The sequence below is a fragment of the Pantoea sp. B9002 genome, assembly GCF_013385945.1.
In the GTDB taxonomy this organism is placed as follows: Bacteria; Pseudomonadota; Gammaproteobacteria; order Enterobacterales; family Enterobacteriaceae; genus Pantoea.
Genome location: NZ_JACAPA010000009.1, coordinates 18,952 through 33,487, shown reverse-complemented (window position 1 = coordinate 33,487; position 14,536 = coordinate 18,952). Strand labels below are relative to the sequence as shown.

General features: G+C 52.2%; 14 protein-coding genes and 3 tRNA genes. 11 read left to right on the top strand and 6 right to left on the bottom strand.

The annotated features are described in order from the left end of the window. Nucleotides 1-283 precede the first annotated feature (283 nt). Nucleotides 284-919 carry an HTH-type transcriptional regulator RutR gene (gene rutR, locus HX773_RS06020; RefSeq protein ID WP_176970823.1) on the top strand — a complete coding sequence of 212 codons (636 nt, stop codon included), beginning with the start codon at nucleotides 284-286 and terminating at the stop codon, nucleotides 917-919. Between the two features lie 23 nt (nucleotides 920-942). Then, complete coding sequence (locus HX773_RS06015; RefSeq protein ID WP_176970822.1) at nucleotides 943-1,917, top strand: metal-dependent hydrolase; 975 nt, start codon at nucleotides 943-945, stop codon at nucleotides 1,915-1,917. A 357-nt stretch (nucleotides 1,918-2,274) separates the two neighbouring features. On the opposite strand, the gene cycA is transcribed toward HX773_RS06015, so the two are convergent. Next, nucleotides 2,275-3,666, bottom strand: a complete 1,392-nt coding sequence (gene cycA / locus HX773_RS06010; protein ID WP_176970821.1) for a D-serine/D-alanine/glycine transporter — start codon at nucleotides 3,664-3,666, stop codon at nucleotides 2,275-2,277. Between the two features lie 408 nt (nucleotides 3,667-4,074). Here cycA and HX773_RS06005 point away from each other — a divergent pair, with 408 nt between their 5' ends. After that, entirely contained in the window at nucleotides 4,075-4,773 is a 699-nt protein-coding gene (locus tag HX773_RS06005) for an extensin family protein (protein ID WP_176970820.1), read from the top strand. On the opposite strand, the gene HX773_RS06000 is transcribed toward HX773_RS06005, so the two are convergent. Further along, nucleotides 4,774-5,448 (bottom strand): DUF4396 domain-containing protein, encoded by a 675-nt coding sequence (locus tag HX773_RS06000; protein WP_176970819.1) that lies wholly within the window; start codon nucleotides 5,446-5,448, stop codon nucleotides 4,774-4,776. It lies immediately after the preceding gene. Nucleotides 5,449-6,015: 567 nt separating this feature from the next. Here HX773_RS06000 and sdiA point away from each other — a divergent pair. Continuing rightward, entirely contained in the window at nucleotides 6,016-6,738 is a 723-nt protein-coding gene (gene sdiA, locus HX773_RS05995) for a transcriptional regulator SdiA (RefSeq protein WP_176970818.1), read from the top strand. A 121-nt stretch (nucleotides 6,739-6,859) separates the two neighbouring features. Continuing rightward, entirely contained in the window at nucleotides 6,860-7,471 is a 612-nt protein-coding gene (locus tag HX773_RS05990) for an acyl-homoserine-lactone synthase (protein ID WP_008102322.1), read from the top strand. A 32-nt stretch (nucleotides 7,472-7,503) separates the two neighbouring features. On the opposite strand, the gene HX773_RS05985 is transcribed toward HX773_RS05990, so the two are convergent. Beyond that, the gene (locus HX773_RS05985; protein ID WP_007887303.1) at nucleotides 7,504-7,731 is read right to left on the bottom strand and encodes a DUF2594 family protein; all 228 of its coding nucleotides are present in this window, start codon (nucleotides 7,729-7,731) and stop codon (nucleotides 7,504-7,506) included. A 431-nt stretch (nucleotides 7,732-8,162) separates the two neighbouring features. Here HX773_RS05985 and uvrY point away from each other — a divergent pair, with 431 nt between their 5' ends. From uvrY to HX773_RS05955, 6 genes are all read left to right on the top strand, one after another. Beyond that, nucleotides 8,163-8,822 carry a UvrY/SirA/GacA family response regulator transcription factor gene (gene uvrY, locus HX773_RS05980; RefSeq protein WP_008102320.1) on the top strand — a complete coding sequence of 220 codons (660 nt, stop codon included), beginning with the start codon at nucleotides 8,163-8,165 and terminating at the stop codon, nucleotides 8,820-8,822. Then, nucleotides 8,815-10,647 carry an excinuclease ABC subunit UvrC gene (gene uvrC / locus HX773_RS05975; protein ID WP_176970817.1) on the top strand — a complete coding sequence of 611 codons (1,833 nt, stop codon included), beginning with the start codon at nucleotides 8,815-8,817 and terminating at the stop codon, nucleotides 10,645-10,647. The genes uvrY and uvrC overlap by 8 nt, the downstream gene beginning before the upstream one ends. A 68-nt stretch (nucleotides 10,648-10,715) precedes the next feature. After that, nucleotides 10,716-11,264, top strand: a complete 549-nt coding sequence (pgsA, locus tag HX773_RS05970; RefSeq protein WP_008102316.1) for a CDP-diacylglycerol--glycerol-3-phosphate 3-phosphatidyltransferase — start codon at nucleotides 10,716-10,718, stop codon at nucleotides 11,262-11,264. A gap of 272 nt (nucleotides 11,265-11,536) precedes the next feature. Further along, a tRNA-Gly gene (locus tag HX773_RS05965) sits at nucleotides 11,537-11,612 on the top strand. Nucleotides 11,613-11,654: 42 nt separating this feature from the next. Then, nucleotides 11,655-11,728 (top strand) — tRNA-Cys (locus tag HX773_RS05960). A gap of 11 nt (nucleotides 11,729-11,739) precedes the next feature. Next, nucleotides 11,740-11,825: transfer RNA gene (locus HX773_RS05955), tRNA-Leu, on the top strand. A gap of 128 nt (nucleotides 11,826-11,953) precedes the next feature. Here HX773_RS05955 and HX773_RS05950 read toward each other — a convergent pair. From HX773_RS05950 to HX773_RS05940, 3 genes are all read right to left on the bottom strand, one after another. Further along, nucleotides 11,954-12,124 carry a hypothetical protein gene (locus HX773_RS05950; RefSeq protein ID WP_176970816.1) on the bottom strand — a complete coding sequence of 57 codons (171 nt, stop codon included), beginning with the start codon at nucleotides 12,122-12,124 and terminating at the stop codon, nucleotides 11,954-11,956. A 166-nt stretch (nucleotides 12,125-12,290) separates the two neighbouring features. Further along, nucleotides 12,291-13,790, bottom strand: a complete 1,500-nt coding sequence (locus HX773_RS05945) for a SulP family inorganic anion transporter (RefSeq protein ID WP_176970815.1) — start codon at nucleotides 13,788-13,790, stop codon at nucleotides 12,291-12,293. A gap of 152 nt (nucleotides 13,791-13,942) precedes the next feature. Next, the gene (locus HX773_RS05940; RefSeq protein WP_176970814.1) at nucleotides 13,943-14,200 is read right to left on the bottom strand and encodes a biofilm/acid-resistance regulator YmgB/AriR; all 258 of its coding nucleotides are present in this window, start codon (nucleotides 14,198-14,200) and stop codon (nucleotides 13,943-13,945) included. Nucleotides 14,201-14,536: the final 336 nt, after the last annotated feature.

Genomic DNA, 14,536 nt, shown 5'->3' with positions numbered 1-14,536 from the left:
GGACTGCTTCACGCGCTGCGCTGCTTCCTGCACGCATCCTGCGGGCGGCGCTCCATCACAAAATTGCAAAGCCTGTGCCACATTTTTAAAAGGCTTAAATAACAAAGTGTTAAAATTATCGTCCGTACTAAACTGGAGTAATTGGTCCAATTTGGACCGTTTGGTCAAAACCTTCTGCACGTTTTCCATGCGCTGCATGGTCAAAAAAGGTGCAGGTGGGCGATTAGGCAGGAAAGAAGGCCTTTGTTATGATGCGTTCACGCAGGACGGAAGAGGTAACAGTGTGAAAAGCGATGAAAAAAAACCGGGACGCCGTTCGCGTGCGGTCGCCGCAAAGCGGGCAGCCATTCTTGAAGCGGCGTTAGCCTTCTTCTCGCAATATGGCATTCACGGCACCAGTCTGGATAAAGTGGCGGAGCGCGCTGATGTCTCCAAAACCAATCTGCTGTATTACTATCCGTCGAAAGAAGTGCTGTATGTGGCGGTTTTGAAAGAGATCCTCGATGTGTGGCTGGCGCCGCTGCGTGCGTTGCAGCACGATCACGATCCGCTCACAGCGATTCGTCAATACATTCGTCTCAAACTGGAAGTCTCGCGCGACCATCCACAAGCCTCGCGTTTGTTCTGCCTTGAGATGTTGCAGGGCGCGCCGTTGCTGAAAGGTGAACTGGCCGGCGATTTAAAAGTGCTGGTGGATGAGAAAGCGGCAATTATCGAGCAGTGGATCGCCGAAGGTCGGTTGGCGGGCGTGCAGCCGCAGCACCTGTTTTTCCTGCTGTGGGCGACCACGCAGCACTATGCAGATTTCGCCTCGCAGGTAGAAGCGATTACCGGCCAGACGTTGAACGATGCGGCGTTCTTTGAACAGACGCTGGAAAACGTGCAGCGCATGATTATTGAAGGGATCCGCGTGCGCTGATCCCGCGTTTTCAAGGAGAGTGCATGGATTCGTTATCACAATTGACGTTAGGCGCGACGGTCACCGTTGCGGTGATGGGCAAACGCGTTCCGCTGTGGCAAGCGGCGCTGGTGGGCGCGGTGGCGGGCACCTTGCCGGATCTCGACGTGTTTATCGATCACGGCGACGCCATCCGCAATATGACGCTGCATCGCACCGAAAGTCATGCGCTGATAATCCTCACCTTAATTGCACCGCTGCTCGGCTGGCTGGTGGCCGGTGCGACCCGCAGTCGCGCGCAGTGGCGCGGCTGGACGCTGGCGATGTGGCTGGCGCTGATAACGCATCCGCTGCTGGATCTCACCACCGTTTACGGTACGCAGCTGGGCCTGCCGCTCACCGATTTCCCCTATGCCATTGGCAGCATGTATATCATCGATCCGCTGTATACCTTGCCGCTGCTGATTGCGCTGCTCGTCGCCCTGTGGCGACGTGATGCTGTGGGCTTGCGCTGGAATCAGGCGGGATTATTGGTGAGTACGCTCTATCTCGGCTGGAGCATGGTGGCACAAAGCATCGCGACACAGCACATTGAGCAAGCGCTGACGCAGCAATCGGTGCAGCCGGAGCAACTGCTGGTGACGCCGACGGCGTTTAATACGCTGGTGTGGCGTACGGTGATCATGACGCCGGATCGTTATGGTGAAGCCTATTGGTCGCTGTTGTCACCGGGGCGTCCGCTGCAGATTAGCTGGCACGATCGTCAACCTGCGCTGTTTGCGCCGTTCAAAGGGCAATGGCACGCCGAGCGTGTGGCGTGGTTTAGTCATGGTTTTTACGCGATGAAGCAACAGGGCGATCGCACGTTGATCAGCGATTTGCGGATGGGGGAAGAACCGGATTACACCTTTACCTTCAATCTGGGATCGCCGCAATCGCCGGAGCTAGCGCCGCAGCGTGAACCTTCAGTGCGACCCTCGTTGTCGCAAGCATGGCACAAACTCCGCGAACGACTTTGATTTGTAGAGTCGCCATTTATGGCGACCTGGTTGCATTATTCTTAAGGATTGCTATTCGTGCGGGCTCTGACACATCTGCTGCGTCACGGGCCGTCCTCGCGCCGCTAGCGCGGTGCCTTCGGCTTCCACATTGTGCCGACGGACCATTCGGGGATCGGCCGTCCTGGCCGGCCCCGAACTGCCTCACGCATCCATGCGTGAGGCTCCTGGCCCAACGTAAAAGCCTCAGCGCTGCGGATAGCCCTTTTGCCGCAGCAGACGCGCCAGCGCCTTTGGCAAATGAGCCCTTTTCAATAACACGCACGCGCCGTTGCCTTAAATAACAAGCATTACGCCATTGATGGCGACCGGTAACTTTTACGCTTTACGACGACGTAACAACCAGCCCATGGTTAGCATCACAAACCACAGCGGCGTGACCATCAGCGCCTGGCGGGTATCCTCCTGCAGCGTCAGCAGCACCAGCACAAAGGCGAAGAACGCCATGCATACCCAGCACATAAACTTGCCCAGCGGCATTTTGAACTTCGATTCAGCATGACGCTGTGGATGCTGCTTACGGTACGCCAGATAGCTGCACAGGATGATGGTCCAGACGAACATAAACAGAATCGCCGACACCGTGGTCACCATGGTGAACACCGTCATCACATCCGGAATCAGGTAAATCAGCGCCACGCCCGCCAGCAGACACAGGCAGGAGAAGAACAGGCCGGTGGTTGGCACCGCACGCGCTGAGAGGCGACCAAAGGCTTTATGCGCCACGCCTTGTTCCGCCAGACCAAACAACATGCGGCTGGTGGAGAAGATACCGCTATTGGCGGATGAGGCGGCGGAGGTCAGCACCACGAAATTGACGATGCTGGCGGCGGCAGGCAAGCCGATCAGCACAAACATCTCAACGAACGGGCTGCGATTCGGCAGCACCTGATTCCACGGCGTTACCGCCATGATCACCATCAGCGCCAGCACGTAAAACATAATAATGCGCAGTGGAATGGCGTTAATCGCACGCGGCAGAACTTTGTGCGGATCTTTGGTTTCTGCTGCCGCGGTGCCGACCAGCTCAATGCCGACAAAGGCGAAAACCGCAATCTGGAAGCCGGCAAAGAAGCCGCTCAAGCCTTTCGGGAACATGCCGCCGTGATCCCAGATGTTGCTCAGGGACGCGGTGCCGCCGTTCGGCGATGGATAATGCATACTCACTAGCGCAATGCCGGTGATGATCAGCGCCACAATGGCGACGATTTTGATAATCGCGAACCAAAACTCCATCTCACCAAACAGCTTCACCGTAGCGATGTTCAATGCCAGGAAGACAAAGACGCACAGCAGGGCGCTCATCCAGATGGAGAAGTCCGGGAACCACAACTGGAAATAGGCGCTGATGGCGACCACGTCGGCAATGCCGGTCACCACCCAACAGAACCAGTACGTCCAGCCGGTAAAATAGCCCGCCCACGGACCGAGTAAATCGGCGGCGAAATCGCTAAAGGATTTGTATTCGAGGTTGGATAACAGCAGTTCGCCCATGGCGCGCATGACGAAGAACAGCATAAAGCCAATGATCATGTAGACGAAGATGATCGACGGGCCCGCAAGGCTGATGGTTTTACCCGAGCCCATAAACAGCCCGGTGCCGATGGCGCCGCCAATAGCAATCAGCTGAATGTGACGATTATGTAAGTTACGCTGGAGTTTATCCGGCTGTTCGGCCTCTACTAGCGCCTCTTTTGATTGATCAACCATAAATTTTTCTTTCCTGTCGGGATGTTGTGTCAGCTCTATTGGCTGTTTTGTGCGTCATACTTCAAGCCGCAGATGCGTTGGCTACGCATGTTCACCCCAGTCACTTACTCAATTAAGCTCCTGAGGATTCACACACTTGCCACCTTCCTGCGGCTCGAATTATTTAGGGCATTCGTTATGAGCCTTTGTATAGGCAAGTGGCATAAGATAGTGGAAAGCTAAGCAGTTTCGGTAATGGTTTTTCCCCCTTTGTGACCTTTTACGTGCTTTGCTCTGTCAGTAATTATTTACAGAGTTTAAAGCGCAGTCATTTTGCGTAAATCTTCAACAATTAAGCAATTTACGTCACTTTCCGCGCGCATGACTTCTACACTTGTTAGTTCATTTCATCAGGAAAAGTGAGGCATTGTGCGCGCTCTGTTCGCCGTCGCGTTGCTGGCTGTTTGCGGCTGGCTCAGTTTGCCGTGGTTGAAAACCCATCTGCCGCCTCAGTGGAATCCCTTTACGCCGCTTAACGTCACCGATCCGCCCGGTTGGATTACGCGCTACAAGCTAAAAAAGTTGAGTGGCGATCCGGCTGCCTGCCTGGCGGTGATGCGGCAAGCCAGCGAACAGCGGCTGGTGCAGTTTCGCGCTGTGCCGCCAATGCAGGGTGATTGCCCGATTGAACAGCCGCTACGTATCAGCGGCTACGGTGACGTCACGTTGAGCAGCAGTTTTCTCGCCAGCTGTCCGATGGCGGTGACCAGCACCATGTTTGTGATTAACAGCGACAGCTCGTTACGTCAGGCCGGTTTTAACAGTCCGCTGAAACGCATTGCCCATGTTGGCAGCTATGCCTGTCGCAATATTTATCATCGTCAGGAAGGGCGTTTGAGTGAGCACGCCAGCGCCGATGCCTGGGATATCACCGGATTTCAGCTGGCGAATGGGCGTTGGTTACAGGTAGGGAAAAACTGGCAACAGCCGGAGGATGTGGCGGCAGGACTGCATGCGCTGTGGCGTAACGGCTGCGCGACGTTCGGTAATGCGCTGGGCCCTGATTACAACGCCGCGCATGCCAGCCATTTTCATCTTGGCATGCGCGGTTCGGGTTACTGTCGTTAGCTAGACCGCAGGATTAAGCCCACGTTTTATCAGGAAATGATTAGCCGGCCAGGAGAAAATAAAGCCAATCATTATTGCCAGTTGCAGCATAAACCAGAATGCCGCCAGCAGCGGATTGACCTGCTCGTTCAGCACAAACTTTAGGGCCAATGCCATAAAGATAAAAATACCTAATTGAAAAATCAGCAGGGGAAAAATTTCGGTTTTCAACGCCAATAATAATGCGCTGCCAAATGAATGTTTTTCACGTTGGCGAATCGCCAGGAATTGAAAAAGTAATCCCATAAACAATGAAGCGATAACGCAAATAAGCGCCTGCATCCCTATCGTCGGATTAATGGCAAATTGTTTTAGCAAAGTGACTATCGGGATTGTCATTATATCGCCGAATATACAAGCCGCTGCGGATAATGACGTGGAAATAAATATGGTTTGCCAGCTGGCGTTGCTGCGTATTTTTTGTGGAACCAACAGCGCAAGTTTTTGCTGTTGAGATGGTTTACGGCCTAAGTACCACCAGGCGATCCAGCCAATAAAAGGCATATACAAACCGGTTAATGGCCAAATGATATTCATCACCGCCACCGGATGTGGATGGCGAAAAAGATCTTTTAAAATCATCAGGGCAGTGCAGCCGCCCAGAACAAGGAAAGGTAATGCAAACTGGTTCAACATAGTCAGTTCCGCTAAGTTTCCCACCTACATGCGACAATGCGCCTGAGCCGTGCTGCAGCGCTGTCTCCCAAAGCATCTTTACCCTGCATCTTTTCTCTCAGCCAGCATTAAGCGTAGCCGTTAATCAGCGTGAGAGAAATCACATCATTACTTAATGCATTATCTCAACCGCAGAAATAGGTGGGATTAAGATTAAGTCAAAACTAATTCACCGTACAAACCCCTTTCACAGCAAAAGAATCTGCTTTTCTCTTCAATAATTTTAGTTAATGACGATGCTAAAAATTTATCAATCTAACGATCATTTTCAATCAATTGGGTGATTGAAACTACTTCAGAAAAATCCTATTCTAATCTGCTGAGGAATTAAAGTTGTGAACCTGTTAACAAATAGCATGAACTTACACATCTTCATTACGTTAACGCATTGACATTAGGAGGGTTATGCTAACTGTTGGCAAGTTTGCTCTCTTTTCAATCAATATTTTTTGTCTGGCTAATTTATTTTTTTGCGTTAACACGAACTAATTTCAGAATGTAAAAGCGTGAAACAGCGCTAAGGCAATAATGACGACCGATAATTATTTCGTCTGGCGAGGCGAAATGGAAAATGAATTTCTGGCGCTGACGCAAGTGACGCAATTGAAATCACTATTGCAGCAGCAGATTGAAAAGCTGGGTTTTGATTACTTCGCTTTTTTGGTTCAGCATCCGGTACCTTTTACCCGGCCGAGGCTGTTTTTGTTCAGTACGTACCCGGAAAGCTGGGTAAAACGCTACGAAAGTGAGAACTATTATACGGTCGATCCGGTGCTATTACTCTGTCAACGGCCGGGACGCGGCGTGGAATGGACGCGCGATTTATTTACCGGTGCGGGTAATTTATGGGCAGAAGCCAACGCCGCGGGATTAATGAGCGGCTTTTCCTGCTCAGCAATGGCACCAAATCGTACCATTGGTATATTATCTATTGCATCGACGCTTCACAGTAAGACCCAACACTTACGTGTTCAGCTAGAGGTCAAACTGCATCTTCTGGCGGAACTGAGTTTGCGCGTGTTGGAGCGTCTGAATGACGATTCTATGGTCGTTTTATCTAACGATTTTAGTCAGCGTGAATTAGAAATTCTGAAATGGACCGCGGAAGGAAAAACTTCGGCGGAAATTTCACTTATTTTAGCCATATCAGAACATACGGTGAATTTTCACCAAAAGAATATGCAAAAGCGTTTTAATGTTTCCAATAAAACGCAAATTGCCTGTTATGCCGCAGCGGTTGGCCTGATATAGCGAAAACGCAACTACTAATTTTAGTAGTTCCTTCTCCAGTGTCAGTTGTCTACCCTGCGCGCAACGTTGCCAGGCTGGCTCAAAGAAATCATTGCATACATGGGGATGTCAGAGGCGCATGATGAAAGTAATTCAAACACAGCTTAAGGATATGCCGTCCTCACTGTTGGCAGAACTGGGAACGTATCGCTATAGCGTGTTTGCGCGCGGCGAAGGGTGGTCGATTCCACCGCGATTGAGTACGCCAGGGCAAGAGTACGATCGTTTTGATCGCTCGGATGTCACCTGGTTGATTGCCTGGAACGCACGTCAGGGTATTTGCGGCTGCGCACGTCTGTTGCCGTGGCATGAACCTGAGGTGCCGGAAGGTTTTGTTTTGCCTTTCGATCAGGAAAAGGTATGGGAAATGTCGCGCTTCTCGGCGCGCCTTGAGGTGGACGCGGAGCTGCCGCTGAGTATTTTGTGGCACTCGGTGCAATTAGCAGAACTGAGCGGCATGGAGTATTTGATCAGTTCGGCAACGCCAATGCTTGAGAAGATGTTCGAACAGCATCAGGTGGTCTACGAGCCGCTCTCACCGGGCTTGATCCAATCTGAAGACAATCTGTTTGCCATTCGCATTCCGGTTGATCAACCGGCGCTGGCGGAGAAGTATCGGGGTACGCGACGCTTTAGCCCGGAAGAGGTGCTGCCGTCGCTGGGTGTTTCAGTGAACTGGCAATCACACAGCTAAATACCCCGCGCATCGCGCGCGGGGCACATCGCTTATTGACGGTAAGCGGTTTTGATCTGACGAATCGTATTGTTAAACACTTCCGCCTGCGGCTTATCGCCTAACGAAGCTTGCACATAACGCTCCATGTTGATGATCACCTTACCGGCATCGGCTTGACCCATTCCTTTCAGAATCAGCGTCACCATCATTTTCAGACAGGCGACTTCGTCTGCCAGCGCCTGCGTGTCTCGTGAAGTTGCGAAATCTTCATCACTCATAATTGACTCCTTGGTGGTGTTACTCAATGTAGACACATTCTTCCTGTGCGTAAAAAAGAGAGTATATCATATGGTTGTCAGACGAATTTTAATGCAGGCGAAGCGGTAAAAGCCAGACCGCTAATTAATTGCGCATTGCGCTATTTGTCAGCAATCAGAATTAGCGTTTAACTATTATTTACCCGGCAAAGAGAGTGCGGCAATAAAATCGAGCTATAAATTATAACTTAATGATATTAGTCACAATTTTACTTGTTTCATTTTGCATGTTATTGCCCTCTGCGTTAAAAGCAAGATCCAAACAATGTTATTGATTTGCATCATTTCATTTGAGATTTATCTGTAGCGATAGATGTTTTTTCCACCTGAAAACCGGTAAGATGACCGCTCTGAAATATATTTCCCTTTCTTAACCTGCGGAGTACGTCCCGTTGATCAGCCTGCTTCTTGTTGATGACCATGAACTGGTACGCGCCGGTATTCGCCGCATTCTGGAAGATATGAAAGGACTCGTCATTGCGGGTGAAGCGGCCTGCGGTGAAGACGCCGTGAAATGGTGCCGCAGCAATCCGGTTGACGTAGTGCTGATGGACATGAATATGCCCGGTATTGGCGGCCTGGAAGCGACACGCAAAATTGTGCGCTTCAACCCCGATATCCGCATCATCATGCTCACCATTCATACCGAAAATCCACTGCCGGCGAAGGTGATGCAGGCGGGCGCAGCGGGTTATCTCAGTAAAGGCGCCGCGCCGCAGGAAGTGGTGAGTGCGATTCGCTCGGTGCATTCGGGGCAACGCTATATCGCCTCTGATATTGCCCAGCAAATGGCACTTAGCCAGATCGAACCGCAAAAAGCCGAATCACCGTTCAGCTGTTTGTCGGAAAGGGAATTGCAGATTATGCTGATGATCACGCGCGGGCAGAAAGTGACGGAAATTTCCGAACAGCTGAGTCTCAGCCCGAAAACCGTTAACAGTTACCGCTATCGCATGTTCAGTAAGTTGAATATCAGTGGCGATGTCGAGTTAACGCATTTGGCCATTCGACATGGCCTGTTCAATGCGGAGCCATTAATCAGTAGTGAGTGACGTTTTCAATTCCAAAGCCTTTCTCAGCACCGTGACCAGCCAACCCGGCGTCTACCGTATGTACGATGCGACCGGCACGGTGATCTATGTTGGTAAAGCCAAAGACCTCAAAAAGCGCCTGACCAGCTACTTTCGTACGCAGGTGGGCAGTCGCAAAACTGAAGTGCTGGTCAGCAATATCCAGAACATCGACGTCACCGTGACGCACACCGAAACGGAAGCGCTGCTGCTGGAGCATAACTACATCAAGCTCTACCAGCCGCGCTATAACGTGCTGCTGCGCGATGACAAATCCTATCCTTACATTTTCCTCAGCGGCGATAGCCATCCGCGCCTGGCGATGCACCGTGGCGCGAAGCATGCTAAAGGCGAATACTTTGGCCCGTTTCCTAACGGCTATGCGGTGCGTGAAACCCTCGCGTTGCTGCAGAAGGTATTCCCGATTCGCCAGTGTGAAAACAGCGTGTATCGCAACCGTTCGCGCCCGTGTTTGCAGTATCAGATTGGCCGCTGCCTTGGACCCTGCGTTTCGGGTTTAGTCAGCGAAGAGGAGTATGCGCAGCAAACCGATTACGTGCGTTTGTTCCTCGCGGGGAAAGATGATCAGGTAATCAATCAACTGGTCAAGCGCATGGAAAATGCCAGTGAGGAACTGCGTTTTGAAGAAGCCGGGATTTTGCGCGACCAGATTCAGGCGGTCAGGCGGGTAACCGAGCGGCAGTTTGTCTCCAATCAGGGTGAAGACCTGGATGTGATGGGCGTGGCCTTTGATGCCGGCATGGCTTGTTTGCACGTGCTGTTTATTCGTCAGGGCAAAGTGCTCGGCAGCCGCAGCTACTTCCCGAAGGTGCCCGCCGATACTGAACTGACCGAAGTGGTGCAAACCTTTGTCGGCCAGTTCTATCTGCAAGGCAGCGAAGCGCGCACATTGCCAGCGGAAATCCTGCTGGACTTCAATCTGCCGGAACGTGAGTTGCTGGCGGAATCGCTCAGCGCGCTGGCGGGACGTAAGGTGAATATCCAAAGTAAACCGCGTGGCGACCGCGCACGTTATCTGAAACTGGCGCGCACCAATGCGGCAACGGCGCTGATTACCAAGCTGTCGCAGCACTCGACCATTCAGCAGCGTCTCGCAGCGCTGGCGACATTCCTCGAGCTCGATACCATCCATCGCATGGAGTGCTTCGACATCAGCCACACCATGGGCGAGCAGACCATTGCGTCGTGCGTGGTGTTCAACCGTGATGGCCCGCTGCGTTCTGATTACCGTCGCTACAACATTGAAGGCATCACGCCGGGCGATGATTACGCGGCGATGAATCAGGTGCTGCGCCGTCGTTACGGCAAAGCGCTGGAAGAGGACAAAATCCCTGACGTGATCATTATCGACGGCGGTAAAGGTCAGTTAGCGCAGGCGAAACAGGTGTTCGCTGAGCTGAATGTGCCCTGGGATAAAGATCGTCCGATTTTACTTGGTGTGGCGAAAGGCAGCGATCGTAAAGCCGGGCTGGAGACGCTGTTCTTTGAAGCGGAAGGTGAGGGCGTTTCCTTGCCACCGGACTCGCCTGCGCTGCATGTGATTCAGCATATTCGTGATGACTCTCACAATCATGCGATTTCAGGTCACCGAAAAAAACGCGCCAAAGTGAAGAACACCAGCGCGCTGGAAAGTATTGAAGGCGTGGGGCCAAAACGGCGCCAACAGCTGCTCAAGTATATGGGTGGCCTGCAACCGTTGATGAATGCCAGCGTCGATGAAATCGCCAAAGTGCCGGGAATTTCCACCGCGCTGGCGGAAAAAATCTACTACTCACTGAAACACTAACGTTGAAAGAGGGGGGGCAATGTAGGAACATACATGAAACCCTACTCACACCAGACAGTTACTGGCATATGCAATTTAACATTCCGACGTGTCTTACCCTGTTTCGAGTCGTACTTATTCCCTTCTTTGTCCTGGCGTTTTATCTGCCATTTCAATGGGCACCCTTTGCTACTGCACTGATCTTTGTGATTGCTGCGGTCACTGACTGGTTTGATGGTTTTTTAGCGCGTCGCTGGAAGCAGACCACGCGTTTTGGCGCGTTCCTCGATCCGGTTGCGGATAAAGTGCTGGTGGCGATTGCGCTGGTGCTGGTGGCGGAGCATTTCCACGCGTGGTGGATTACGCTGCCTGCGGCAACCATGATCGCCCGTGAAATCATTATCTCTGCGCTGCGTGAGTGGATGGCAGAGATTGGTAAACGCAGCAGCGTGGCGGTGTCGTGGATCGGCAAGGTGAAAACCACCGCGCAGATGTTCTCGCTGTTTGCGTTGTTGTGGCGTCCAGAAGCCACGGTGGTTGGCGTGGGTGTGGTTGCGCTGTACATCGCAGCCGTGCTGACTTTCTGGTCAATGTTCCAGTATTTAAGCGCAGCGCGCGGCGATTTGCTCGATAGCTGATCGATGCGATTTAAAAAGCAGCAAACGGACGCAGTGTGTGGATAATTCTATTGACTCACTGCGTCAGATAAGTAGAATGCATCGCATCGAACGGCAGCGAGTCTGCAAGAAGCTGAATAAAATCAGCAAGTTTGATGAAGAATGTAACAGAATCGAGCATGTTAAGTTGGTGCAAGGCGGCAACTGAACGAATCCCTGGGAGCTTACATTGGTAAGTGACCTGGGTGAGTGAAGGCAGCCAACGTAGCAACAAGTTAACAGGCGAAGATTATGCGGGAATAGCTCAGTTGGTAGAGCACGACCTTGCCAAGGTCGGGGTCGCGAGTTCGAGTCTCGTTTCCCGCTCCAAATTTAGTGGTTCGTATTCAACGAATTACATATCAGATTAAAGGCGCGTTGGCAGAGTGGCCATGCAACGGATTGCAAATCCGTCTACCTCGGTTCGACTCCGGGACGCGCCTCCAATTTACACCCTGCCCGGGTGGTGAAATCGGTAGACACAAGGGATTTAAAATCCCTCGGCTTATGGCTGTGCGGGTTCAAGTCCCGCCCCGGGCACCATATTCGCAGTCGATAAAACGAATAAAATAAAGCAATAAGCAGTAATGTCGTAACCGCCTAAGGGCGGTTTTTTTGTTTTTGTCCTTTCCTCATCGCCAATAAAAAACCCGGCAAAGCCGGGCAAGTCATTACGATTGCGGTTGTCCCACCGGACCTGCACCTTCGCTAGCGCCTGGCACCGGTTGGTTACTTGGCGCATGTGGACGCCCATCGCTGCCCACGGCATCACTTTTGTGCATACAACCCGCCAGCGAGACCAAGGTTAACGTCACCAATGCTGCTTTTGCTAAAACTTTCATCTGCTGCTCCTCATAAATGAGCGATTGAGTAACCAATCTCAAAGAGATCAAAGGATTGACCTTGAGCTAAGCAAAGTCAGTGACAGCAAATTACGCAAGCGAAGCGCGGCGATAACCATAAAAAACGCCGGAAATCCGGCGCTTTTCGTCTCAATCCTAATAATTGCTATCCCAGATTGCCACTCAACCGCTCGCGGAAATCGCTGCTGCGGTTATCCAGCCCGATAAAAGTCACGTTTGCACCGTGACGTTGATAGCGATATTCGATGGCATCGAGAGCCGCCACGCTGGAAGCGTCCCAAATCTGCGCATGCGTCAAATCAATGGTGACAGTTTTTGGATCGTGGCCGTAGTTGAAGTGTTCAAACAAATCATTGCTGCTGCCAAAGAACAGCGGGCCGCGTACGGTGTAATTCACCTGTTGGCCATCGTCGCTCAGCTGGCGTTCAGCGTGAATGACGTGAGCGATGCGGCGCGCGAACAGCATCATCGCCAGAATCACACCAATCAGTACGCCAATCGCCAGGTTGCCGGTCCACACGGTGACCGCCACCGTCAGCACCATCACCAAGGTTTCCGACCACGGCATGCGTTTCAGCGTTGCCGGTTGCAGGCTGTGCCAGTTCACGGTTTTCACCGCCACCACCATCATAATGCCCGCCAGGACTACCATCGGAATCTGCGCCATAATCTGGCTCAGTCCGGTCACCAGCAACAGCAGCACGATACCCGCCGCGACCGTTGAAACACGCGTACGCGCTTTGCCCAGCTCGACGTTAACGATGGTTTGGCCAATCATCGCGCAACCGGCGATGCCGCCATAAAAACCCGCCAGAATGTTACCAACGCCGAGCGCCCAGGATTCGCGGCGTTTAGCGGAAGGCGTATCGGTGATGTCATCCACCAGTTTGGCGGTCAGCAGCGACTCCATCAAACCCACAAAGGCGATGCTCAAAGCGGTGGGCCAGATGATTTGCAGCGTGTGCAGATTGATCGGCACCAGCAGCGTAGTGAAGCCTGGCAAACCGGCGGTCATTGGCCCTTCATCGCCCACGTTCGGTACGCGATAGCCAAGCAGCAACGCCACCGCCGTCACCACCACAATCGCCACCAGCGGTGAAGGGACGCTTTTCAGCACTTTTGGCAGCAGCAGCACGATGGCCAGTGTGACGGCGAACAGCACCCACACCAAAGCGGATTGTCCCCAAACGTGCGGGACCTGCGCAAAGAAGATCAGGACGCCAAGGGCATTAACGAAGCCGATCATCACCGAACGCGGGATATAGCGCATCATGCGCGACAACCCAGCGAGTCCAAAAATAATCTGGATAATGCCGCCCATAATCACCGCCGGCAGGATGTATTCAACGCCGTGCGCATGCACCATCGGACCGATCACCAGCGCCACCGAACCGGCCGCAGCGGTGACCATCGCCGGACGACCGCCCAGAATCGACAGCGTCAGACACAGCACCACTGAGGCAACAAGGCTGACTTTGGGATCAACACCGGCAATCACGGAGAAGGAGATAACTTCCGGGATCAGTGCCAGTGCGGTAATAATGCCGGCCAGACACTCGCGGGTTAGCAGGGCAGGCGAACGTAATACGCGCCCCACGGTGATATCGCTCTCCACCGCAGTGGCGCGCTCAGTTGGTTGGCTCATAGATTGTGCAGGCTCTTTTATTATTGTGCGCATACCCTCGCGGTACGGCAGTAACCAGTTAGGATTTTCCGAGAAGGGATGTTACCGGGCAATAAGATGAGACGCTAGCGCGTTGGGGCAGGTGAGGGTGATTCCATCCCTGGAATCCGGCTTTAGACCGCGAGATCGTCAGGGGTTTTATTCACAACCAATTCAAGCAGGTGGCGATAAATATCCAGCTGAATCACATCGCTTTCCATCTCAAGACGGTTAATCAGCGAAGCAATAATCGCTTTATTGGAAACCGGCATACCGGCTTGCAGGATTTCGGCGATGATCTGCCCGAAAACTTCCATTTCAGTGCTGTCGCTGTTACCGGCCAGTTTGAAATAGTCAGCGATGGCAGCGCTACTGTTTGCGGCGTTTTGCATATGTGAAGCCCTTAAGATCGGCCTGATGGCAATGTGCCTTCAGCTCCATGATGAAAAATTTGCACGCGGACAGGCGCGCAACACCCAACTCATCAACCAACGCAAAAAGACACCTCTGAAGGTGGAAATCCACAACACCTTCAGAGGCGACGCAAAGTGCATCATTCGTTACGGAGCCATCAGCTGGCTCACGGGACGTAAACTTATACAATCTGGTGCAACTTGTACAACAAGGATCTTAAGCAATTCGTGCTAGTTATTAATTAACAATGAGTTATGATTTGTAATGTTTTCTAAAAGCTATACAAGAATGTGCCTGAACAGCTAAATTTTCCG